The following is a 22,541-nucleotide window of genomic DNA, read 5'->3' on the forward strand; positions in this document are numbered from 1 at the left end:
GGGAGGTCCTGCCAGCGAGAGGAATCATCAAACCATGATGACCCCCTTCCCGCAGTAACAACGAATGGCAGGAAGTCAGCCGAGGCCATAGTAGCGAAGAAGTCCCTGTAATGGGGATGGAGTGAAGGGCCGAACGTACAATTTACTGCAAATATCAGGAATGCGTCCTGCACAACAAACCGACAAAGGACAAACCCAGAGAGCCCCTGAAGATGAGTAAGGAAGGGCAGTGCAGGAACACGTGAAAGAAAGGAGCAGCCATGAACCAGACCAGACTGATACAGCCGGAAGACCTGAGCACACAGGAAATCTTCTCCATGGAGAACCTGACCAATGCGTGCGGACAGGTACGACGAAACAACGGAGCGGCGGGAGTAGATGGGGTCAAAGCCAGAGAACTCCCTGTGTGCCCCGGAGAGTACTGGGAACAGTTGCGGGAACAGATACTGGACCGCAGCTATAAACCACTGCCAGCCAAAAGGACCGATATCCCGAAACCGGATGGGAGCATGCGGGGACTGAATGTCCCGGCAGCCAGAGACAGAGTCGTGCAGGCCTGTCTGGCAAGCTATCTGGATTACAGGAAGGACTTCGAGATGAGCAACAGCTCATACGGGTTCAGGAAGAACAGGAGATGTGAACAGGCGATACTGAAAGGCCTCGAGTTCATGAACGACGGGTATGACTGGATCGTCGACATCGACCTGAGGAAATTCTTCGATACGGTAGACCAGGACAGACTGATCCGCCTGATAGACAACCTGTTCCATAACAGGGACGTCACGTCGCTGACAAGGAAGTTCGTCAGAGCGGGAGTCATGATAGACGGAAGGCTTGTCAGGACAGAAAGAGGCATCCCGCAGGGAGGGCCGCTTTCGCCGGTACTGGCCAACATCTATCTGGACCAGGCAGACAAGGAACTGGAAAGCAGAGGGCTGAGATTCACGAGATACGCAGACGATATGCTCATCTATGTGAAATCGGAAGCCGCCGCCAACAGAGTGATGAAGTCATTCAGCAACTATCTTGAAAAGAAGCTGAAGCTGGAAGTGAATGCTTCAAAATCGAAAGTGGCCAGACCGGATGAAGTGAAATATCTGGGGTTTGGCTTCAAAAGGAACAAAAGGGAATGGAAGGCGATACCGCATGAGAAGTCCATTCATGAGTTCGAGCAGAAGATAATGAAGCTGACAAAACGGAACTGGAGCGTATCTCTTGAGGAGAGGATTGAAAAAATCAATCAGGTCATCAGGGGATGGAGCAATTATTTCAGGTGTGCATGGCTGTATAAAGAAACGGTGCGCAAACTGGACAGCAAGCTCCGGAGAAGAATCAGGGCCATCATCTGGAAGCAGTGGAAAAGCATCAGGAAAAAAGAAGAGAGCCTTGTCAGGCTGGGATGTCCCAGAGACAAGGCTCACTCATATGCGTGTGCTCGGCAGGGATATGTCAGGTGCGCAACTACATTCCTGAACAAGTATATCAGAAATATACACCTGAAGAAGAAAGGCCTTCTATCCATGGAGGAATACTTCGATACGGTGGCAGAAAGGTTCATGAAAACATTTGTACGAACCGCCCAGTGCCGAACGGCATGCTGGGTGGTGTGAGAGGGTCAGATGACACCTACTCGATGTGATGACAGGAAAACCGTAGTGTTTGCACTAATTAACAGAATCCGGAAATAAAATGCAAAAAAAGTGCAGAAAAGGGGTAGCGCTTCTGTGAGGGTGTGGTATTATAAGTGAGCTGCAAGCGATTTGGATAAATCAACAAGTCGCAACACAGAAAACAACAAAAAGTTCAAAAAATGTGTTGACAGACTCTTGCGGATGAGTTAAGATATAAGAGTGCTGAGGGGCACAGCCGGGCTTGACAGCCGGACCGCTCATTCAGTATCTTTGAAAAGCTTGTGACTTCATCAGAAGCCGCAGGCGATGGAGGCATCTGTCATGGGTGCTGACGCTCTTTGAAAACCGGACAGGAAAAACGAAGTAAATACAAGACGATACAACGTCGATTCTTTGAACCTGAAAAACAATCATGAACACAAGACGCAAAGCGTCTGAGTACAGATCAAATGGAGAGTTTGATCCTGGCTCAGGATGAACGCTGGCGGCATGCCTAATACATGCAAGTCGAACGAGAGACCTTCGGGTCTCTAGTGGCGAACGGGTGAGTAACACGTAGGGAACCTGCCCGCGCACCGGGAATACGCTCTGGAAACGGAGAACAAATCCCGATGTACAGGAAGGAGGCATCTTCTTTCTGTGAAACATCCTTTAGGGGATGGGGCGCGGATGGACCTGCGGTGCATTAGTTGGTTGGCGGGGTAAAGGCCCACCAAGACGATGATGCATAGCCGGCCTGAGAGGGCGGACGGCCACATTGGGACTGAGACACGGCCCAGACTCCTGCGGGAGGCAGCAGTAGGGAATTTTCGTCAATGGGCGCAAGCCTGAACGAGCGATGCCGCGTGAGTGAAGAAGGCCTTCGGGTCGTAAAGCTCTGTTGCGGGGGAAAAAAGGCAGCATCAGGAAATGGGTGCTGACTGATGGTGCCCCGCCAGAAAGTCACGGCTAACTACGTGCCAGCAGCCGCGGTAATACGTAGGTGGCGAGCGTTATCCGGAATGATTGGGCGTAAAGGGTGCGCAGGCGGTCCTGCAAGTCTGGAGTGAAACGCATGAGCTCAACTCATGCATGGCTTTGGAAACTGGAGGACTGGAGAGCAGGAGAGGGCGGTGGAACTCCATGTGTAGCGGTAAAATGCGTAGATATATGGAAGAACACCAGTGGCGAAGGCGGCCGCCTGGCCTGTTGCTGACGCTGAGGCACGAAAGCGTGGGGAGCAAATAGGATTAGATACCCTAGTAGTCCACGCCGTAAACGATGAGGACCAAGTGTTGGGGGTGAAACCTCAGTGCTGAAGTTAACGCAGTGAGTCCTCCGCCTGGGGAGTATGCACGCAAGTGTGAAACTCAAAGGAATTGACGGGGGCCCGCACAAGCGGTGGAGTATGTGGTTTAATTCGAAGCAACGCGAAGAACCTTACCAGGCCTTGACATGGGATGCGAAGATGCAGAGATGCATCGGAGGTTATCATCCACACAGGTGGTGCATGGTTGTCGTCAGCTCGTGTCGTGAGATGTTGGGTCAAGTCCCGCAACGAGCGCAACCCTTGTGGCATGTTGCTAACAGGAAAAGCTGAGGACTCATGCCAGACTGCCGGTGACAAACCGGAGGAAGGCGGGGATGACGTCAAATCATCATGCCCCTTATGGCCTGGGCTACACACGTACTACAATGGCGGCTACAAAGAGCAGCGAGACAGGGATGTCGAGCGAATCTCATAAAAGCCGTCCCAGTTCGGATTGGAGGCTGCAACCCGCCTCCATGAAGTTGGAATCGCTAGTAATCGCGGATCAGCATGCCGCGGTGAATACGTTCCCGGGCCTTGTACACACCGCCCGTCAAACCATGGGAGTCGGTAATGCCCGAAGCCGGTGGCATGACCTCATTAGAGGAGTGAGCCGTCGAAGGCAGGATCGATGACTGGGGTTAAGTCGTAACAAGGTATCCCTACGGGAACGTGGGGATGGATCACCTCCTTTCTAAGGAGAAAGTACAGGGGAAAAGGAAAAAGAACAGAGTGGTTCCTGTCCGGTTTTGGAAGAGTGTCTTCCAGGGTCGATCTTTGAAAACCGTACAACGATATGAAAGACAACAGAAGGTCTGAAGTAAAGTTGTGGAGAAAACAGAAGAAACTGAGAGAAAGAAAAGAACAGTGAAGAAACAGTTCTGAGAAAATATCTCGAAGAAAGCACGAAAAACGTTTGAGAGAATCAGATCAAGCAAGGAAGGGCGCAGGGAGGATGCCTGGCCACACTGTACTGAAGAAGGACGTGCCAAACAGCGAAATGCGACGGTGAGCCGTAAGGAGGCAAAGACCCGTCGGTGTCCGAATGGGGGAACCCGGCAGCCAGAAGGCTGTCATCCCGAAAGGGAGAGGTACCCGGGGAACTGAAACATCTAAGTACCCGGAGGAAAAGAAAACAACAGTGATTCCCCGAGTAGCGGCGAGCGAAAGGGGAGAAAGCCCAAACCGGAGAGATCCGGGGTAGTAGGACCGTCATAAGAGTGCGAAAGACACAGCAGAATGTACAGGGAAGTACAGCCAGAGAGAGTGAAAGCCTCGTAAGCGAAGTGTTAGACGCATGAGACGGTATCCTGAGTACGGCGGGACACGAGAAATCTTGTCGGAAGCAGGCGGGACCATCCGCCAAGGCAAAATATACAGTGTGAGCGATAGAGAACGAGTACCGTGAGGGAAAGGTGAAAAGAACCGCGGGAGCGGAGTGAAAGAGAACCTGAAACCGTGTGCCTAAAAGAAGTCAGAGCCCGTCAAAGGGTGATGGCGTGCCTTTTGTAGAATGAACCGGCGAGTTGTTCCATGGTGCGAGGTTAAGTCGGAAAGGACGGAGCCGAAGCGAAAGCGAGTCTTAAGAGGGCGGTAAGAGTAGTATGGAGCAGACCCGAAACCGGGTGATCTAGCCATGGGCAGGTTGAAGCAGAAGTGAAATTCTGTGGAGGACCGAACCGACTACCGTTGAAAAGTTAGCGGATGACCTGTGGCTAGGGGAGAAATTCCAATCGAACCCGGAGATAGCTGGTTCTCCCCGAAATAGCTTTAGGGCTAGCGTCGGAGGATGACAGACGGAGGTAGAGCACTGAACGGATGATGGCCCCATCCCGGGGTACTGAATGCGATCAAACTGCGAATGCCGACTGGGAGGAATCCGGCAGTGAGACTGTGGGTGATAAGGTCCATGGTCGAGAGGGAAAGAGCCCAGACCGCCAGCAAAGGTCCCAAAATACTGGCTAAGTGGAAAAGGATGTGGGGACGCACGGACAGCTAGGAGGTTGGCTCAGAAGCAGCCATCCTTGAAAGAGTGCGTAACAGCTCACTAGTCGAGTGGCCCTGCGCCGAAAATGTACCGGGGCTTAAGCCAGGTACCGAAGCTGCGGATGTATATGGAAGTATATGTGGTAGGGGAGCGTTGCATGCAGGAAGAAGTATGACGGAGACGGCATATGGACAGCATGGAAGAGAGAATGCCGGTGTGAGTAGCGAGATGCAGGTGAGAATCCTGCACACCGAAAGCCCAAGGATTCCAGGGGAAGGTTCGTCCGCCCTGGGTAAGTCGGGACCTAACGTGAGGCCGAAAGGCGCAGCGGATGGAAAGCAGGCGGAGATTCCTGCACCCGTATATGGAGCGAAGGAGTGACGGAGAAGGCAGATGCGACCCTCTTACTGGATTGAGGGCCAAGCGAAGCAGGTGGTATCCAGGCAAATCCGGATACGGAAACCAGAGCGTGACGGGTAAGCGAAAGCGGAAGCGAGTAGCGAAGCGCATCGAGTCAGCTTCCAGGAAAAGCTTCTAGTGTAAATGCATATACGGCCCGTACCAAAACCGACACAGGTGGGCGCGCAGAGGATGCGAAGGTGAGCGAGAGAACTGTTGCCAAGGAACTCGGCAAAATGGCCCCGTACGTTCGCAAGAAGGGGCGCTCGAAAGAGCCGCAGTGAAAAGGCCCAAGCGACTGTTTAACTAAAACACAGCTCCCTGCGAAGCCGCAAGGCGAAGTATAGGGGGTGACACCTGCCCGGTGCTGGAAGGTTAAGGCAAGCTGTGAACCGCGAGGTGAAGCAGTGACCCGAAGCCCCAGTGAACGGCGGCCGTAACTATAACGGTCCTAAGGTAGCGAAATTCCTTGTCAGGTAAGTTCTGACCCGCACGAAAGGTGTAACGATTTGGGCGCTGTCTCGGCAGCAGACTCGGTGAAATCTTAGTACCTGTGAAAATGCAGGTTACCCGCAACTAGACGGAAAGACCCCATGGAGCTTTACTGCAGCCTGGTATTGGGTCCTGGACAGCCATGTACAGGATAGGTGGGAGACTTAGAAGCGAGTACGCAAGTATTGGTGGAGTCGCCGGTGGGATACCACTCCTGGATGTATGGGGCCCTAACCCGTGTGCCGAGAGGGACAGGGGAGAGTGCCAGGCGGGCAGTTTGACTGGGGCGGTCGCCTCCCAAAGAGTAACGGAGGCGCCCAAAGGTACGCTCAGGTTGGATGGGAACCAACTGAAGAGTGCAAATGCAGAAGCGTGCCTGACTGCGACAGAGACAACTGGAGCAGGGACGAAAGTCGGGATTAGTGATCCGGCGGTGCCGAATGGAAGGGCCGTCGCTCAACGGATAAAAGCTACCCTGGGGATAACAGGCTGATCTCGCCCAAGAGTTCACATCGACGGCGAGGTTTGGCACCTCGATGTCGGCTCATCGCATCCTGGAGCTGGATTCGGTTCCAAGGGTTGGGCTGTCCGCCCATTAAAGCGGTACGCGAGCTGGGTTCAGAACGTCGTGAGACAGTTCGGTCCCTATCTGTTGTGGGCGTCGGAGATCTGAGGGAAGCTGTCCTCAGTACGAGAGGACCGGGATGGACCTGCCGCTGGTGCACCAGTTATCATGCCAATGGTAGAGCTGGGTAGCCAAGCAGGGAACGGATAAGAGCTGAAAGCATCTAAGCACGAAGCCGGACCCAAGACGAGATCTCCCATTCTGAAAGAGAAGTAAGACCCCTTGAAGACTACGAGGTGGATAGACCAGGGATGGAAGTGCAGAGATGCATGGAGTTGACTGGCACTAATCGGTCGAGGACTTGATCTAAAGAAAGAAGCCCGCAGCTTTGCGGAAAGACAGGAAACGAAAGACATATCGTGTATGGTTTTCAGAGAATGACCTGAAGACAGGATTCCAGCAGTCGCCAGTGGCGGCTTTTTTTGTATCCGGTGTTTTGAGACAACCGTTGCTGCGACCGATTCGCCTGCGGACCATGTTTACCCTCTTTGCCCGGGCATACAGAGTCCCCCTTTGTGAGGATTGGCTGTATCCACAGAGATAGGATGACTTGCATCCAATGGATTGAAAGAAATCATTCATTCATCCGACCATTCATCTGTCCGGCTGCATCTTTGGACTCCAGCACTTTCATCGGACAAATTCCGGCTGACTTGCCAGTCAGTTCCCCGTATAATGACAATTGCATATCCACAGGAGGATCGTTCCATGGCCAACCGCAAACCCCTGGCACAACGTGCCGCCGAAGGAATTCTGGACTACATACGAACCAATGACATGAAACCGGGAGACCGGCTTCCGACTGAACAGGAACTGACACAGCTGCTCGAAGTGGGGAGGGGCACTGTGCGTGAAGCGGTCCAGAGCCTTGCGTCCCGCAACATTCTGGAAGTGAGACAGGGAGCCGGCACCTTCCTTTCCGACAAAAACGGCATCATGGAAGATCCCCTGGGACTGAGCCTGGAACCGGAAAGCCAGAAAATGGCGCTGGACATGATGGATGTACGGCTCATGATTGAACCGGAAATTGCCTTTAAAGCCGCCCTCCATGCGACACCCGAACAGGTGCAGGCCCTTCTGGACCAGTGCAGCCGCGTGGAAAAACTCATCAAGGCCAACAAACCCTACAGAGAGGAGGATGCACTCTTCCACAAACTCATCGGAGAATGCACCGGCAACCTCGTGGTCTCCAGACTTGTCCCGCTGGTCACCTCCTCCGTTGTTCTCAATGTGGACGTAACCAGAGACCGATACAGAGACCAGACCGTCATCTGCCACAGACAGGTCGCACAGGCTGTGGCAAGACATGACCCCGAGACCGCCAGACGGGCCATGATCATGCATCTCCATATCCTTCGGTCCGGGATCAGTGATGATATGACCACACCGCTGAATGATTGAGACAGACACCCGCATGGGTGTTTTTATTTTATGTTTGCCCACGGAAAACATCCGATAAATATATCCAGAGATACCACAGAAATCCCACAATAAATTTGTGAAAGCGTCTACATTGACACGATCTGACCGGAATGACATGATGACATCGACAAATACATCAGATGAATTTGACACAGAAACCCATTTCTACGGAGGTAAACGAAATGAGAGTACAGCGATTGTTCAGACAAGCCCGCATTCCCCTTCTATGCTCGGCTCTGGCCCTTGGCTCAGCCATCTTCCCCGGCTGTGCCAAAAGCGCAGGACCTGATCCCGACAAGCCCCTGGTGTTCCGGATGGGTATCGTGGATGGCGAAACATCCCCGGTCTATGCAGGTGCCAGAGACATCGCGGAAAACGTCGAACGGAATACTGATGGAAAGATCAAAATCGTCGTGGTCACCGGCGGAGCCCTTGGTGATGAACGTGGCTCTGTCGAGCTTTGTTCCCAGGGGGATCTGGACATTGCGTCCGCAGCCAACTCCGTACTGACCAACTGGATCCCGGAAATGAGCATTCTCGACCAGGCCTATCTCTGGGAGACAGAGGAACAGGCACATGCAGCCGTGGATGGACCGGTTGGAGAACTGATTGAACAGGCAGCCGAGGAAAAACTCGGTGTCCATGTCATCGGCTACCTGGAATCCGGCTTCCGCGATACCTTCACCACCACGCCCGTCACAACACCTGAGGAATTTGCGGGCATCAAGATCCGCACCATGCAGAACCCCTATCACATGGCGGCCTTTGAATCCTTTGGTGCCATGCCGACTGCCATGGCCTACAACGAAGTCTTCACAGCCCTGCAGCAGGGAACCATCGACGCAGCGGAAAACGCCGTCAGCAACTGCCTGTCCAACGGCTACTACGAAGTCACGAAAGATGTCGTGTTCACGAAGCACGCCTTCACCTATATCCCCGTCATGATGTCCGACAAATCCTGGAACATGATTCCGGAAGACCTGCGAAAGCCCTTCGAGGAGGGCGTCCGGGAAGGCTGCATCGCCCAGCGTCAGTACCTGAAGGAGACCAACGAGGAAGCCATTGAGGAACTGAAGAAAAAAGGTGTGACGTTCCACGACATAGATACATCGGTTCTCAAGGAGAAATATCAGGCAGCGGCCAAAGCCAAGGGATTCACCTTTGATCCCGAATGGCAGGCTGCGGTGGATGAAGTGCTCAGGGAACACCCGGCACCCAGTGAGGAATGATCATGAAAAAACTGCTCAACGGTCTGACGTCCGTGGAAAACGTCATCATGGTGGCGGCATTCGCCATCATGGTCATCTGCACCTTCACCCAGGTGCTGAACCGGAACTTCTTCAAGCTTTCCATGCCCTGGCTGGATGAAGCCAGCACCTACAGCATGATCTTCATGGCTCTGATTGGCACGGAGGTCGGACTGCGGGACGGCACACAGATTTCCGTCACGGCGGTGGTCGACAAGTTCTATGGACGGACCAGACAGGTCATCATAATCGTCGCCAAGATCGTCCTTCTGGTGTTCTCGGTATCCGTGCTGATTTCTTCCATCAAGCTGGTGGGACTCCAGCTCGCTACCGGCCAGACTTCTTCGGCAATGGGCCTGCCCATGGCGGTTCCGTACTCCGCCCTGGTGATCAGCTTTGCGATGATCGTGTTTGTGCAGACCATCACCACCATAAAAATGATCGTCCGGCTCAAAGATCCCAACGTTGATACCCCAGATACAAGAGAGGAGAGCGCCGCATGACAACCGCCCTGCTTCTGTTCGGGTCCATGGCCCTGTTTATCCTGATTGGCGTCCCCATTGCCTTTGCACTCGGTGCGGCAGTGTGGAGCACCATCGTGTTCAGTCCAGACTTCACGGTGACCGTGGGCATCATTGCCCAGCGGATCTTCGGTGGTCTGGAATCCACGTCCATCATGGCGATCCCGTTCTTTATTCTGGCGGGCAACCTCATGACCAAAGGCGGCATCTCCCGCCGTCTGGTGAACTTCGCCAACTGCATCGTGGGCAATGTCCGCGGGGGCATGGCCCTGGCCCTTGTACTCGCCTGTGCCTTCTTCGCGGCCCTGTCCGGTTCGGCTCCGGCGACGGTCATCGCCATCGGATCCATGCTGTATCCGGAAATGGTGCGCATGGGCTATCCCAAGGACCGGACAGCCGGCCTGCTGGTGGTATCCGGCGGCCTGGGCCCCATCATTCCCCCCAGCATCATCATGGTGGTCTACGCCACGATCACCGGCGCCTCCATTGGCGATATGTTCTCTTCCGGCATGTTTATCGGCATCCTGATCATGGTCGTCCTGATGGCTGTGGTTCTCTTCCTTGCCAATAAGGAAAAATGGCCGAAGACCAGCGAAAAGCTGTCCATGAGCGACCTGTGGAAATCCTTCGTGGGCGCGATCCCGGCGATCCTGCTGCCTGTGATCATCCTGGGCGGCATCTACTCCGGTCTGCTGACCCCGACGGAATCCGCCGCGGTGGCCGTGGTCTGGGCCCTCATTGCAGGTATGTTCATCTACCGGGAGCTCTCCATCAAGGACCTGGTTCCCATTTTCCTGGACTCCGCCAAGGGCTCGGCCATGATCCTGTTCATCATCGCGACGTCCACGGCCTTCTCCTGGATCTTCGCCTACTCCGGAATTTCCGGTGAACTCGTGCACTGGATCCAGGGCATGCACCTGAGTCCGATGATCTTCTGCATCATCATTGCCGTCATTCTGCTGATCTTCGGCACGTTCCTGGAAGGCATTGCCACCTGCGTGCTGATGGTGCCCATCCTGTGGCCGATTGCGGCAAGTCTGGGCATCGATGTGATTCACTTCGGTATGATCGTGAGTCTCTCGAATGTCATTGGCACAATGACGCCGCCGGTGGCTGTGAACATCTTCTCGGCTGCCTCGGTGACGAAGCTGAAGATGGGAGAAATCGTCAAGGGCCAGATCCCGTTCTTCATCGGCTATATCCTGGTGTTCCTGGCGGTCGTCCTGATCCCGGCGGTCAGCACTTTCTTGCTGAAGTAGACCTCCGTCCGGGCCGTCCTGTTCAGAAGGGTCCAGACCGAGTTCCGGGGCAGACAGAGCTGACCTTCAGATTAAATCAGGTCCGTGAACAGCGGTTTTCGTAAGAGACCGTCAGAAGAAACAGGCAATCGCAGACTTCGATGCAAAAGTCTGAAAAACGAATCAAATATCAGGAACTAAATAAGGAGAAATACAGTGTCCAATATCAATACAGATACAAAGACCCGGCTGGAGAGCTGGAAGGTCCAGTCTTCCGAAGAACCGGGATTTCACAAAGTCATCACGCCGGACACGGCGGAGTGCCAGGAAGCACAGATCTTCCGCCTGAACCTGCCTGCAGGGCAGAGCCATACGCTGGAATCCGGTGACCTGGAGCTGCATCCGGTGCTCATTGCCGGGAAAGCGAAGCTCTCAGATCATGACAGACTGGACCAGAAGATGGAGAGGTTTGATTCCTTCTACATCCCCGGGCAGGACAAAGTCACCATCACGGCGCTGGAAGACAGCATCTTCTACATCGCCGGAGCGAAATACGAAGGCATCGGACAGCCGATGTTCCGGAAGTTCGATGCGACCCTGCCGGTGGGAGACATCCACCAGATCCACGGAAGCGGATCGGGACAGCGGGAGGTCATGATGACCCTGGCACCCGGGGATGAAGCAAGCCGCCTGATCTGCGGCCTGACCTGGTCAGGGGACGGGACATGGACGTCCTGGCCGCCGCACCAGCACGAGAAGGATCTGGAGGAAGTGTACTGTTACTTCGACATGCCGCTGCCCAGGTTCGGGTTCCACATCAGCTATCTGAAGAGCGGGGAAGTGGAGGACCTGGTGGCGCATACGGTGCACTCGGGGACGATGGTGCAGGCACCCTGCGGATACCACCCGACAGCAGCGGCTCCCGGGGGACGCAATGCGTACCTGTGGGTGCTGGCATCCTTCAGTCCGGCCCAGAGAAGCTACGATCTGGCCATCCCAGATCCGGCGTTCGATCTGGAGAAACAGTAAATCAACGACCCTGACGTGCTTCTCAGGAAGGGGCACCGGCCGGGTTGTCTGCAGATATAACGCAATATACAGGCAAAAAACAAGAAATGAACAGGAGAATAACAATGAACTTGAATGATTTGACAGGCAAGAAAGCCATCGTGACCGGTGCAGCCCAGGGCCTGTCCCGGGGCATGGCGGAAGGACTGCTGGAAGCCGGTGCTTCCGTGGTGATCATGGACATCAACCCCAAGGCGGAAGCCACAGCCGAAGAACTGCGTCAGCAGGGCTATGACTGCCAGGCGGTCATCTGCAACCTGACGGACGATGCCACCCGCGAAGAGAAATTCAATGAAGCCGTGGAAAAACTCGGCGGCCACCTGGACATCCTGGTCAACGGAGCCGGCGTGCAGCGCCGCTACCCCAGCGAGGAGTTCCCCCTGGAAGACTTCGATTTCGTCATGGATGTGAACCTGCGCAGTGTGTTCGCGATGTGCCAGCTGGCTGGACGCCAGTTCCTGAAACAGGAGACCGGCGGCAAGATCATCAACATCGCCTCCATGCTGTCCTTCTTCGGCGGCTACACCGTACCGGCCTATGCAGCTTCCAAGGGTGCGGTGGCCCAGATCACCAAGGCCCTGTGCAATGAATGGGCCTGCAAGGGGATCAACGTGAATGCACTGGCTCCCGGCTACATGGCCACGGAAATGAACACCGCCCTGCTGGATCCGGAGAACCCCCGGAACGCGGAGATTACCAACCGGATCCCGAACCGCACCTGGGGAACAGGCGAAGACATGAAGGGCCCGGTTGTCTGGCTGGCTTCCGATGCATCAAACTATATCAACGGCGCGATCATCCCGGTGGATGGCGGCTACCTGGTGCGATAGGCACAGGCAGAAAGGAATGGACAAGGACATGAACGAAAACCTGAAAGTGATCATCACGGACTGCGACCATGACTCCATCCAGATCGAGAAGGATGTATTTGAAAAGGCCGGGATCCCGGTGGAGCTGAAGCAGTGCCGGACAGAGGAAGACGTGATCCGGGACTGCCAGGACGCGGATGTGTTCATCGTGCAGTATGCCCCCATCACCCGGAAGGTGATGGAAGCCTGTCCGAAGCTGAAGTATGTGGTGCGCTACGGTGTGGGTGTGGACACGGTGGATGTGCCTGCAGCGACGGAACTGGGCGTGCAGGTGGGCAACGTGCCTGACTACGGGATGAACGAAGTGGCGGATCACGCCATTGCCATGAGCCTGGCGATGCTGCGCAAGATCGTGCCGATGAACGAACAGACGAAGACGAAGAAATGGGACTATACTACGGCGATCCCGGTGCACCGGTTCTCGGACCTGACCTGCGGGGTCGTGGGACTGGGACGGATCGGACGCAACTTCGCACAGAAGATGCATGCCCTGGGCTTCAGGGTCATCGGCTTCGACCCGTATTTCCGGGAAACCAATGAGACGGCCGTGTATGTGACCCCTGTGACCTTCGATGAGCTGGTGAAGGAATCGGACATCATCTCTCTGCACTGTCCGGCAGACGGCAACAAAGACCTGTTCAACGAGAAAACCTTCCGGGACATGAAGGACAGTGCGCTGATCGTGAACGTGGCCCGCGGCGGGATCATCAACGAGGATGACCTGCTGGAGGCACTGAAGGCAGGCGAAATCGGCGGGGCAGCGCTGGACTGCATGCTGGGAGAACCGGTGAGTCCGGACAATGAACTGTTCCGGCAGGAGAATGTGATCGTGACGCCGCACATGGCGTGGTATTCCGAGGAAGCCGCCAGCGAGCTGAAGCGGAAGGTGGCGGAAGAATCCGTGACGTTCCTGGAAGGAAAGCCCATCCGCTATCCGGTCAACAAACCCGAAAAACAGAGAAGCTGAAAGAATCATGAACAAAGAACTTAAAAGCAGACTGCAGACAGCCGGGCTGATCCCGGTGGTCAAAATCGATGAAGCCGGACATGCGGTTCCCCTGGCAAAGGCGCTGCTGCAGGCAGGCCTGGACTGCATAGAGATCACCTTCCGCACAGACGCTGCAGCAGAGGCCATTGAAGCGGTCCGCAAATCAGGGCTGGATGTCCTGATCCTTGCCGGGACAGTACTGGATGTGGAGCAGGCAGACCGTGCCAGAAAGGCCGGGGCGGATGTGATTGTGTCTCCGGGGTACAACGCCAGTGTCGTTCGCTGGTGCCTTGAACAGAACATGCCGGTGGTGCCGGGGATCCAGAGTGCATCAGAGCTGACGGCTGCCGTGAATGCGGGACTGGGATTCGTGAAGTTCTTTCCCGCTCAGGCCGCCGGCGGGATCCCGATGCTCAAGGCCCTTTCCGGTCCCTTCCCGGCGATGCAGTTCATGCCCACGGGCGGGATCAGTGAAGACAATTTCCAGGACTACCTGAAACTGCCCCAGGTCATTTGCGCCGGCGGCAGCTGGATGGTTCCATCCAGCCTGATCCAGGAGGGCCGGTTTGACGAAATCCAGGCCATTGCCCAAAGTGCCGTGACAAAACTGCTGGACCTGAAGCTGGCTCATATCGGCATCAATGCGGCCGATGAAGGGGAAGCGCATCAAATTGCGCAGTTCTTCGAGACGGTGTTCGGCTTCGATGCCCGGGAGAATCCCTCTTCGATTTTCTCCGACACCTATGTGGAGACGCTGAAATCTCCCTATCTGGGAGAAAAAGGACACATTGCGATTTCCACGCCCAATGTCGAGCGGGCGATGACGTATCTGGAAAAGCGCGGCGTTGCATTCAACCAGGACAGCATCGTCCGCCGTCCGAACGGGGTGATCCAGGCGGTCTACTTCCAGAAGGAGACCGGCGGCTTTGCGATCCACCTGGTGAGAAAGGACTGACCTATGGCAAACGTGATTCTGTTTGGCGAACCCATGGCGCTGCTGACAGCGGATACGCCGGGGAAACTGGAAGACATCTGCCACTTTACACGCTCCATGTCCGGCGCGGAAGTGAATGTGGCCATTGGCCTGACCAGGCTTGGACATCATGCCCAGTACCTCACAAGGCTGGGGGATGACCCCTTCGGCCGCTACATCGAAGGGGCACTGAAATCCAACGGCATCGGCACGGAGTTCATCACCGTGGATCCGGTATACAAGACCGGGATCCAGCTCAAGAACCGCACGACCGACGGCAGCGACCCCTACGCGCCGTATTACCGGAAGGGCTCTGCAGCCTCCCATATCTCTGCGGCAGAGATCGATGCGCTGGACCTGGATGGCGTGGATCTGGTGCATGTGACAGGGATCCCGCCGGCGCTGTCGCAAAGTGCCAGGGCAGCGACACACCGGCTGATGGACCGGGCAAGGGAAGCGGGGATCTTTGTGACCTTCGACCCGAACCTGCGCCCGGCGCTGTGGGAGAACGAAGAGACCATGCGTCAGGTCCTGAACGAACTGGCGGGAAAGGCGGATCTGGTGCTGCCGGGGATCGCGGAGTGCGAAGTCCTGGCAGGGACGGCCGATCCGGAGAAAGCCGCGGCGTTCTTCCTGGACAAGGGACCAAAGGCGGTCATCATCAAGGACGGATCCGACGGGGCATACCTCTTCACGGCTGAAGGAAGCACAAAGGTGCCCGGGTACAAAGCGGAGAAAGTCGTGGACACCGTGGGAGCCGGAGACGGCTTTGCGGTGGGCGTGATCAGCGGACTGCTGGAAGGACTGCCCATGGAAGAAGGTGTGCGCCGGGGCAACGCCATCGGCTGCATCCAGGTGATGACAGCCGGAGACAACGAAGGACTGCCGACAACGGAACAGCTCCAGGCGTTCATGGAACGCCGCAGTGTGTCCTGAAGCAGACAGAGACAGGACTTCAGACCGCAGACAATCAGAACAGGAAAAAGGGACAGCTCCTGCTGACAAGGCGGATCTGTCCCTTTTACGTTGGATGGATGTTCTCTGAAGGTTCGCTAGACTGCACCGGACTCAGAATGAAGTCCATCCGCCGTCCACCGCAATGATGTCGCCGCTAGTATAGGCGGAATCGTCACTTGCCAGGAACAGGGCACACTGGGCAATATCCGTGGCTTCGCAGGCGCCGGACTCAGCTTCAGCACAGGCCCCAGCCGCGTATAGCCGTCCATGTTCGGCCGGCCCATGGCCGTCGCAATCTCCGTATTGATGCCGCCCGGAGCAATCACATTGACGCGGATTTTCTCTCCTTTGTACATATAGGTGGTGTTGCGGCTCATGGCATTCAGGGCCGCCTTTGAGGCACCATAAATGGGACCTGCTGCCTGATGCGAGGCACTCACGGACGATACGTTGATGATGTTTCCGCCCTGTCCCTGTTCCAGGAATACCTGGACGGCTTTGCGCATCGCCGCCATGGGACCATAGACACTGACGTCCATGACCTGCCGGAATTTTTCGTCACTGGCCTCGGCAATGGGAGCCATGTCACCCATGACACCGGCATTGTTGACCAGAATATCCAGTCTGCCATAGGCGGCAACGGCAGCATCGATCATGCTTTCGCAGGCTTCCCGTCAGGATACATCCCCTGCATAGACCTGCACCTGGCCGGCTTCGTTCTTCAGGCTCTCTGTCAGGGCTTCCAGGCGTTCCTTCCGGTGTGCCACTGCAATGACATTCGCACCTTCTTTGACGAACAGCTCGACAATGGCTTTTCCTATCCCGGAGGATGCGCCCGTCACGACAATGGATTTGTCTTTGAGTTCCATGTGTTGATTTCATTTCCGATATGTTTGCGCCTACATAGTACCAGAAACCGGCTGATGAACCGATGATATTCACAGAAACCGGCCTTTCCGTGTGTCCCGGAAGACGGTGCCAGGACAGCATCCAGCTGCCTTGACCTGTGACAAGGTGGATCCACCTGTCTGTATGTGAAACAAAAGACACATATGTCCATATAACAACATGAAAAGCCTATGGGCGCTGCCTGACCGGATTTTCTATACTGAGTGGGAAAGCAGCGTGCAGACACGCAGGAAGGGAAGAAAGCATGAAACAGACAGACGTTACAGCATTCGGAGAGATCCTGATCGATTTCACCCACAGCGGAACAGCAGACAATGGAGCAGTGCTGTTTGCCAGACACCCTGGAGGGGCACCCGGCAATGTGGCCGTGCAGGTGGCCAGGCTGGGAGGGACCGCCGCGTTCCTGGGCAAGGCAGGAAATGACATGCACGGGCAGTTTCTTGCCGATACCCTGAAAACCGAAGGTGTCAATACGGAAGGACTGCTGCTGGATGACCGGCACTTCACGACTCTGGCTTTCGTATCAGTGGATGAAACCGGCGAGCGGACCTTCTCCTTTGCCCGGAAACCCGGGGCCGATACACAGATCTCTGCCGATGAACTGAACCGGGCGCAGATCCGGGATGGGAAGATCTTCCATGCCGGCTCCCTGTCCCTGACCCATGAGCCTGCCCGCAGCGCGACGCTGGAAGCCATCCGGGAGGCAAAAGCGGCCGGGGCTCTGGTCAGCTACGATCCAAACTACCGGGCCAGTCTCTGGAACAGCCGCCAGGAGGCCATGGAAGCCATGCGTTCCCTGGTGCCCTTTGCGGATCTCATGAAGATATCCGATGAGGAAACGGAGCTGCTGACAGGAAAGGCAGATCCCGAAGAAGCGCTGCAGGCCCTGCTGGATGCGGGGGTGAAATTTGCGGCCGTTACCCTTGGAGCCGACGGGGCCATGGCAGGCACCTCTGCTGGTATTGTGAAAGTACCGGGCATACCCTCACCCATTGCCGATACCAACGGTGCCGGGGATTCCTTCTGGGGGGCCATTCTGTGGCAGTTTGCAAGCCGGGATCTGAATCCCGAGGAACTGGATCCGGCCAGGACAGAAGATCTTCTGCGGTTTGCCAATGCAGCCGCAGCTCTGACCGTCCGCAGACCGGGAGCCATCCCCGCGATGCCTGACAGAGAGGCTGTGGAAACTTTCCTTGCAGCATGAGACAAAAAACCGCAGGCTCCTGCGGTTTTTTGTGGAGGACAGAGCGTGGAAAAACTGACGATTTCGGATATAGCCAGAAAAGCCGGGGTGACTGAGAGCGCGGTCGCCCCATAATTCAACGGCGGATCCGCGAAGAAGAAAACCAGGGCAATCGTTGCGCAGTCCATGACCTCAACGGTGACCGGCAGGCCGCTCACGGCCTGGATAAAACCCTGCGCAAAGCCGGTTATTCGGTGATCATCCTGACCACTGATCATGATCCTGACCGCTAAATCGAAGCCACAGAGTACCTGCATACTCTGCGGATGGAGGGTGTGATCCTGATTGCCACAATGATCACTGAAGCCCATGTACGGCTGCAGGCCGACCGCGTGGCCATGGCGGTGATCCGGGAAGCCAGACAGCTGAACCTGTGGATTCCAGGCGATCTGTCCATCATGAGCTTTCGCGGGTATGAGTTCGGGGAACTGATGGAACCGCAGCTGGCCACCGTGCGGTTCGAAAACGAGGAAGCAGGCATCATTGCCGCCCGGACCCTGATCCAGATGTGCCGGCACTAGCCGGCAGCCGGAAAAGAGGTGCCTGGATGGCGGTTTGAACCGGGCGGGTCGATGAAGAATATGCGGATCTGCAGCCTGAACAGCCGGGATGATTCTCCCGGAAAATGACGGCTGACGTTTCTGCGTTATTGAAGTACAATTGAAGTACCCGAGAAAGGGAGCCAGGAGGATCGGGAAATGGCCACGAAACACACGAAACAAATGAAAAGACTTTGCCGCATCGTGGACAACCTGTACATGGCTGCTGTCTGGTTTGCCTGGCTGTTTCCCGTGAATCTGTTTCGGCTGACTGCTGTCTGTCTGCTGGTTTTGATGATCATCCTGCACCTGCAGTGTCACACATGGCGCATTGCCTGGAACCACCGGCTGCAGCCGGTCCTGGTCCTGGTTTCCTGGACCCTCTGTTTTGCGGCAAAGCACGGAGCTGTCCCCCGGTTCCTTTCCTTTTTCGCCGTTCTTGCCCTTCTGCTTCTGGCGCTGGATTTTTTTGGCAGCAGGAAGACAAAGATCCGCTGAGAGCTTTGGCACACATCCGCCATTTGGCCCAATGAAAATGAAAAGGACTGCCTGTTGATTGAATGGGCAGTCCTTTGATGCTTGCGGATGGATGCCTGACCCGCTGCCCGGTTGGGGAAGACCGGAACAGGGTCAGCCTCTTTGCTGCTTCAGCCGCACACAGAGCCGCAGTACCATGACCAGCATGAAGCAGTCGATGGGGTACATGATGATGTTTTTGACGATCCGGGCGGTCATGAGCACCCAGAAGCTGTCACCGTACATCAGGGACAGCCACAGAGGGTTGAGAACAAGGTTCACGACCAGAACCACCAGCAGCCTGGCTGCCAGAACTTTCCAGAGTTTCAGCTCCTTCATCTGATAGAAGAAGGCTGAATAGACAGCCGCCTGGAACATGGCATTCAGGGCATAGCCGGGAAACCAGGCACCGTCGGGATGCAGGGCCCAGCCCAGGAAATCGCAGACAAACGCCCCGATGAGGTTGGGTGCCATACCGTAGAAATAACAGGAGGCGGCCATGGCAAGGAACCCGAAGGTGATGCGCAGGGTCGGCGTGAAATAGATGTTGAACATGGACAGGATCATGTACAGGGCGCAGAACAGCGCCGTGCCAGTCAGTACCCGGATGTCTTTGAGGCTGCGGGCACTGGTCCTGAAGGAAGTCATGAATGCAGACATTGAAAAACCCTCCTTTCCGTTGACGCTCGGAAAAAGGAGGGTGACCTGACTTTTTTCAAACGACAGCGGGATGCAGGATACAGATCGCGGCTTGCTTCGTTTTCGGACCAACTCCCCGTGCCCGAAACACTTTACGCCTGTATCCTTACTCTGCCTGAAGTCAGTATACGCAGGGAAAAAGAGACTGACAATGCCTCTATGGGTGAAAAGGTTCACAAGTTTTTATCAGGGATGGGGCTGTGGTATATTTTTCGTGAATGGAAAGAGGTTTCACCTATGATCATCGATACACTGAAAGAGAAAATCAAAGGACGGGGAATCCGGATCGTATTCACTGAAGGCTGGGATGCCCGCGTCCAGGAAGCCGCAACCAAACTGGCTGCCGAGGACGTCATCCGTCCGGTTCTGCTGGGAGAAAAAGAGGAGATTGAAGCCACTGCAAAGGAAAACGGCTTTGACCTGACCGGCATTGAAACCATGAACCCGGCGGAATATCCCGATATTGACAAAATGGCTGTCAAGATGGTTGAACTCCGTCGAGGCAAGCTGGATATCGAGCGTTGCCGCAAGGCCCTGATGTCCACAAACTATTTCGGCACCATGCTGGTGCAGATGGGCTACGCCGACGGCCTGCTGGGCGGCGCCACCTACAGCACAGCCGACACTGTCCGCCCGGCCCTGCAGCTGGTCAAGGCTGCACCCGGCAACGCGCTGGTCAGCTCTGCCTTCCTGCTGCTGAAGGGCGATGAGGAATACATGATGGGCGACTGTTCCATCAACCTGAACCCCAACGCCGATGATCTGGTGGAAATCACACTGCAGACCGCCAAAACCGCCCGGCAGTTCGGCATCGAGCCGAAGATCGCCCTGCTGTCCTATTCCAGCTTCGGCAGCGCCAAGGGTGAATGCGTGGCCAAGGTGGCGGAAGCCGCCCTGCGTCTGCACCGTATGCCCATCGACTTTGCCGTGGACGGCGAAATGCAGTTTGACACAGCCGTGGCTCCCGAAGTGGCAAAGCTGAAGGCGCCCAAGAGCGAAGTTGCCGGACAGGCAAACACCTTCATTTTCCCCAACCTGTCCTCCGGCAACATCGGCTACAAGATCGCAGCCCGTCTGGGCGGCTGGGAAGCCATTGGACCGGTCCTGCAGGGCCTGAATGCCCCGATCAACGACCTGTCCCGCGGATGCAACGCCACCGAAATCTACAAGATGGCAATCATTACCGCTGCACAGAAGGACATGGACATCTGAGTCCCCAACATTTTGGATTTTCACAAGACCGGATTTCCCGGTCTCTTTTTTGTGCTCTGTCTTTCAGGTATGATAAAGGAAAAGGGAAAGAGAATATGAAACATAGAATACTGATTTTGGAAGATGATCCGGATATGAGGGAAGCGCTTGAATATGCTTTGTCGGATTTTGACTGTCTTTTCTGTTCAACGCTGGCACAGGGGTTCAAAGAGTGGACCAGAGGCTGGGATCTGATCATTCTTGATTTGAGCCTGCCTGACGGAAACGGTCTGGAACTGCTTCAGGTTGTCAGACTGGAAAGTGACGTTCCTGTTCTTGTCTTCTCCGGACGGAAAGAGGAGTCAGTGATTTTAGATGCTTACGCGCAAAAAGGTGATGACTACATTACAAAACCAGTCAGACTCCCGGTACTTAAAGCAAAGATATCCCGGATGCTTGACAGGACAGAAATCAGACGATTTGAAGGGTATAGTCTCGAGGTATCGAAAAACGCACTCTCAGGTCTGTGTCCTGTACAGCTCACCAGAACAGAAACCGCAGTGCTGGAACCGCTTTTCGGATCTGGATATCACGCTGTCTCTGCAGAAAGAATCATTCGGTCGGTCTGGACCCGTACAGGACATGATATGTCTCTGAAGACTTTGAGTGTGCGGCTTTCCGGATTGCGGAAAAAGCTGAAACCTGCCGGGCTGGCTGTCCTGGGCAGCCGCGTTCATGGGTATTGGCTGCAGAGGACAGAAGATGAAGATGCTTCTGGCTGAGATGCTCAAAAGCCGCTCTGTCCGGCTTGTTCTCGCTGCCGGCTTTTGCATTCTTCTTCAGGCAGCTCTCCGGTTTCCCATGATTGCCGCCATCCGGACATTGACGGAACTCACCGGAGCGGAACGAATGTATCTTGTCCATGAAGCCGGTCGAATCCTTATCCCTTTTCAATTGCTTCCGGCTGTACTGGCTGGATATCTCGGGTTTCGCATTTGCTGTTCATTCACCCCATCCCTTCGATGGATGGACATCATCTGCAGCATGACAGATGAACGGAATCAGCTGCTTCTTGCTCTGCTGGAGGAGAAACGGCAGTCCAGTCAGCGCAGAGAACATAGCGAAAACCTGGCCCACCAGCTTCACAACACCGCGGGAGCAGGACTGCTGCTGCTTGATGCCGGAAATACGGATCCGGAGCGGATGGAACAGATACTTGAGAAACTAGCAAAACAGACGGAACAATATCTGGATGCCTCTGTACTGTCTTCAGAATCGTCGGGATTCCGATATGAACCTGTTGACTTCTATACTGTCGCCTGCCGTGCTCTGGCCGGATTTCCAGAATCAGGTACCAGACTGGAGGGAGAAAAAAAGCCTATGCCTATGTATGGTGATGCCTTCTGGCTGGAAGAGATGATACGGTCCCTTCTGGAGAATGCACTCGGTTTCACCCGCGGCCAGGTGCGGATGTCGATCAGATACAGCAACTCCCGAAAAGAATATGAACTGGAACTCTCTCATCCGGGATCCGTGAACTTTCGTCATCCAGTCCGGTATCAGTCGGCACGTACCGGGCATTATGGGATCGGCTTGTCTCTGGCAGATGCTGTCGCAGAACAGCACCATGGAACACTCAGGATTGCTGAAACAGATGGTGAAGTAAGAATACTGGTACGTCTGCCTGTGGTTCCTCTGGAGATCTGATACGGTAATCAATCTGTAATGAAGCCAGGATA

The 22,541-nt window shown here is 55.3% G+C and carries 17 protein-coding genes, 2 rRNA genes, 1 pseudogene and 1 riboswitch; of the genes and pseudogenes, 18 read left to right on the forward strand and 2 right to left on the reverse strand.

Annotated features, from left to right (window positions below; all coding sequences use genetic code 11):
• Nucleotides 1-260 precede the first annotated feature (260 nt).
• From ltrA to aalo17_RS01725, 12 genes are all read left to right on the forward strand, one after another.
• Nucleotides 261-1,610 carry a group II intron reverse transcriptase/maturase gene (gene ltrA, locus aalo17_RS01670; protein WP_067554743.1) on the forward strand — a complete coding sequence of 450 codons (1,350 nt, stop codon included), beginning with the start codon at nucleotides 261-263 and terminating at the stop codon, nucleotides 1,608-1,610.
• 467 nt (nucleotides 1,611-2,077) lie between these two features.
• Nucleotides 2,078-3,613 (forward strand): 16S ribosomal RNA (locus aalo17_RS01675).
• A 234-nt stretch (nucleotides 3,614-3,847) separates the two neighbouring features.
• Nucleotides 3,848-6,731: ribosomal RNA gene (locus aalo17_RS01680) — 23S ribosomal RNA — on the forward strand.
• The 16S and 23S rRNA genes sit together here, the layout of an rRNA operon.
• 399 nt (nucleotides 6,732-7,130) lie before the next feature.
• Entirely contained in the window at nucleotides 7,131-7,823 is a 693-nt protein-coding gene (locus aalo17_RS01685) for a FadR/GntR family transcriptional regulator (RefSeq protein WP_067554745.1), read from the forward strand.
• Between the two features lie 203 nt (nucleotides 7,824-8,026).
• The gene (locus tag aalo17_RS01690; RefSeq protein WP_067554749.1) at nucleotides 8,027-9,073 is read left to right on the forward strand and encodes a TRAP transporter substrate-binding protein; all 1,047 of its coding nucleotides are present in this window, start codon (nucleotides 8,027-8,029) and stop codon (nucleotides 9,071-9,073) included.
• 2 nt (nucleotides 9,074-9,075) lie between these two features.
• Nucleotides 9,076-9,594, forward strand: coding sequence for a TRAP transporter small permease (locus aalo17_RS01695; RefSeq protein WP_067554753.1), 519 nt, complete (start codon nucleotides 9,076-9,078; stop codon nucleotides 9,592-9,594).
• The gene (locus aalo17_RS01700; protein WP_067554757.1) at nucleotides 9,591-10,871 is read left to right on the forward strand and encodes a TRAP transporter large permease; all 1,281 of its coding nucleotides are present in this window, start codon (nucleotides 9,591-9,593) and stop codon (nucleotides 10,869-10,871) included. Before aalo17_RS01695 ends, aalo17_RS01700 begins: the two co-directional genes overlap by 4 nt.
• 195 nt (nucleotides 10,872-11,066) lie before the next feature.
• Nucleotides 11,067-11,879: a 5-deoxy-glucuronate isomerase gene (locus aalo17_RS01705; RefSeq protein ID WP_203225836.1), complete on the forward strand. Its 813-nt coding sequence runs from the start codon at nucleotides 11,067-11,069 to the stop codon at nucleotides 11,877-11,879.
• A gap of 104 nt (nucleotides 11,880-11,983) precedes the next feature.
• A complete protein-coding gene (locus aalo17_RS01710; RefSeq protein WP_067554760.1) occupies nucleotides 11,984-12,748 on the forward strand; it encodes an SDR family oxidoreductase in 765 nt (254 codons plus the stop codon).
• Between the two features lie 28 nt (nucleotides 12,749-12,776).
• Nucleotides 12,777-13,754 (forward strand): C-terminal binding protein, encoded by a 978-nt coding sequence (locus aalo17_RS01715; RefSeq protein ID WP_203225837.1) that lies wholly within the window; start codon nucleotides 12,777-12,779, stop codon nucleotides 13,752-13,754.
• Between the two features lie 7 nt (nucleotides 13,755-13,761).
• Nucleotides 13,762-14,730 (forward strand): bifunctional 4-hydroxy-2-oxoglutarate aldolase/2-dehydro-3-deoxy-phosphogluconate aldolase, encoded by a 969-nt coding sequence (gene eda, locus aalo17_RS01720; RefSeq protein ID WP_067554763.1) that lies wholly within the window; start codon nucleotides 13,762-13,764, stop codon nucleotides 14,728-14,730.
• A 3-nt stretch (nucleotides 14,731-14,733) separates the two neighbouring features.
• Nucleotides 14,734-15,684, forward strand: coding sequence for a sugar kinase (locus tag aalo17_RS01725; protein ID WP_067554766.1), 951 nt, complete (start codon nucleotides 14,734-14,736; stop codon nucleotides 15,682-15,684).
• Nucleotides 15,685-15,800: 116 nt separating this feature from the next.
• On the opposite strand, the pseudogene aalo17_RS01730 reads toward aalo17_RS01725, so the two are convergent.
• Nucleotides 15,801-16,574 (reverse strand): annotated as a pseudogene (locus aalo17_RS01730) (SDR family NAD(P)-dependent oxidoreductase).
• A gap of 284 nt (nucleotides 16,575-16,858) precedes the next feature.
• On the opposite strand from aalo17_RS01730, the gene aalo17_RS01740 reads away from it, so the two are divergent.
• The 3 genes from aalo17_RS01740 to aalo17_RS01750 all read left to right on the forward strand — a co-directional run bounded on the left by aalo17_RS01740 (nucleotide 16,859) and on the right by aalo17_RS01750 (nucleotide 18,894).
• Nucleotides 16,859-17,818 (forward strand): carbohydrate kinase family protein, encoded by a 960-nt coding sequence (locus aalo17_RS01740; protein ID WP_067554775.1) that lies wholly within the window; start codon nucleotides 16,859-16,861, stop codon nucleotides 17,816-17,818.
• A gap of 305 nt (nucleotides 17,819-18,123) precedes the next feature.
• Entirely contained in the window at nucleotides 18,124-18,378 is a 255-nt protein-coding gene (locus tag aalo17_RS01745; protein ID WP_082743177.1) for a substrate-binding domain-containing protein, read from the forward strand.
• Between the two features lie 177 nt (nucleotides 18,379-18,555).
• On the forward strand, nucleotides 18,556-18,894 hold the full coding sequence (locus aalo17_RS01750; RefSeq protein WP_067554780.1) for a hypothetical protein: 339 nt from the start codon (nucleotides 18,556-18,558) through the stop codon (nucleotides 18,892-18,894).
• A 132-nt stretch (nucleotides 18,895-19,026) separates the two neighbouring features.
• Here aalo17_RS01750 and aalo17_RS01755 read toward each other — a convergent pair whose 3' ends face one another.
• Nucleotides 19,027-19,572, reverse strand: coding sequence for a folate family ECF transporter S component (locus aalo17_RS01755; RefSeq protein ID WP_067554783.1), 546 nt, complete (start codon nucleotides 19,570-19,572; stop codon nucleotides 19,027-19,029).
• 61 nt (nucleotides 19,573-19,633) lie between these two features.
• Nucleotides 19,634-19,727, reverse strand: a riboswitch (THF riboswitch).
• Between the two features lie 121 nt (nucleotides 19,728-19,848).
• On the opposite strand from aalo17_RS01755, the gene pta reads away from it, so the two are divergent.
• From pta to aalo17_RS01770, 3 genes are all read left to right on the forward strand, one after another.
• Nucleotides 19,849-20,823: a phosphate acetyltransferase gene (gene pta / locus aalo17_RS01760; protein ID WP_178390073.1), complete on the forward strand. Its 975-nt coding sequence runs from the start codon at nucleotides 19,849-19,851 to the stop codon at nucleotides 20,821-20,823.
• Nucleotides 20,757-21,584: a response regulator transcription factor gene (locus tag aalo17_RS01765; protein WP_082743178.1), complete on the forward strand. Its 828-nt coding sequence runs from the start codon at nucleotides 20,757-20,759 to the stop codon at nucleotides 21,582-21,584. The genes pta and aalo17_RS01765 overlap by 67 nt, the downstream gene beginning before the upstream one ends.
• A 262-nt stretch (nucleotides 21,585-21,846) precedes the next feature.
• Entirely contained in the window at nucleotides 21,847-22,509 is a 663-nt protein-coding gene (locus aalo17_RS01770) for a sensor histidine kinase (protein WP_145907435.1), read from the forward strand.
• Nucleotides 22,510-22,541: the final 32 nt, after the last annotated feature.

The organism is Faecalibaculum rodentium, from assembly GCF_001564455.1.
Lineage (GTDB): Bacteria > Bacillota_I > Bacilli_A > Erysipelotrichales > Erysipelotrichaceae > Faecalibaculum > Faecalibaculum rodentium.

What these genes read in the sequence shown, in the direction of transcription:
- ltrA (WP_067554743.1), top strand. Translation starts at nt 261, where the DNA reads ATGAACCAGACCAGACTGATACAGCCGGAAGACCTGAGCACACAGGAA.
- aalo17_RS01700 (WP_067554757.1), top strand. Translation starts at nt 9,591, where the DNA reads ATGACAACCGCCCTGCTTCTGTTCGGGTCCATGGCCCTGTTTATCCTG.
- aalo17_RS01695 (WP_067554753.1), top strand. Translation starts at nt 9,076, where the DNA reads ATGAAAAAACTGCTCAACGGTCTGACGTCCGTGGAAAACGTCATCATG.
- aalo17_RS01685 (WP_067554745.1), top strand. Translation starts at nt 7,131, where the DNA reads ATGGCCAACCGCAAACCCCTGGCACAACGTGCCGCCGAAGGAATTCTG.
- eda (WP_067554763.1), top strand. Translation starts at nt 13,762, where the DNA reads ATGAACAAAGAACTTAAAAGCAGACTGCAGACAGCCGGGCTGATCCCG.
- aalo17_RS01750 (WP_067554780.1), top strand. Translation starts at nt 18,556, where the DNA reads ATGGCCACGAAACACACGAAACAAATGAAAAGACTTTGCCGCATCGTG.
- aalo17_RS01740 (WP_067554775.1), top strand. Translation starts at nt 16,859, where the DNA reads ATGAAACAGACAGACGTTACAGCATTCGGAGAGATCCTGATCGATTTC.
- aalo17_RS01715 (WP_203225837.1), top strand. Translation starts at nt 12,777, where the DNA reads ATGAACGAAAACCTGAAAGTGATCATCACGGACTGCGACCATGACTCC.
- aalo17_RS01770 (WP_145907435.1), top strand. Translation starts at nt 21,847, where the DNA reads ATGACAGATGAACGGAATCAGCTGCTTCTTGCTCTGCTGGAGGAGAAA.
- aalo17_RS01690 (WP_067554749.1), top strand. Translation starts at nt 8,027, where the DNA reads ATGAGAGTACAGCGATTGTTCAGACAAGCCCGCATTCCCCTTCTATGC.
- aalo17_RS01745 (WP_082743177.1), top strand. Translation starts at nt 18,124, where the DNA reads ATGGAGGGTGTGATCCTGATTGCCACAATGATCACTGAAGCCCATGTA.
- aalo17_RS01725 (WP_067554766.1), top strand. Translation starts at nt 14,734, where the DNA reads ATGGCAAACGTGATTCTGTTTGGCGAACCCATGGCGCTGCTGACAGCG.
- aalo17_RS01765 (WP_082743178.1), top strand. Translation starts at nt 20,757, where the DNA reads ATGCAACGCCACCGAAATCTACAAGATGGCAATCATTACCGCTGCACA.
- pta (WP_178390073.1), top strand. Translation starts at nt 19,849, where the DNA reads ATGATCATCGATACACTGAAAGAGAAAATCAAAGGACGGGGAATCCGG.
- aalo17_RS01710 (WP_067554760.1), top strand. Translation starts at nt 11,984, where the DNA reads ATGAACTTGAATGATTTGACAGGCAAGAAAGCCATCGTGACCGGTGCA.
- aalo17_RS01755 (WP_067554783.1), bottom strand. Translation starts at nt 19,572, where the DNA reads ATGTCTGCATTCATGACTTCCTTCAGGACCAGTGCCCGCAGCCTCAAA.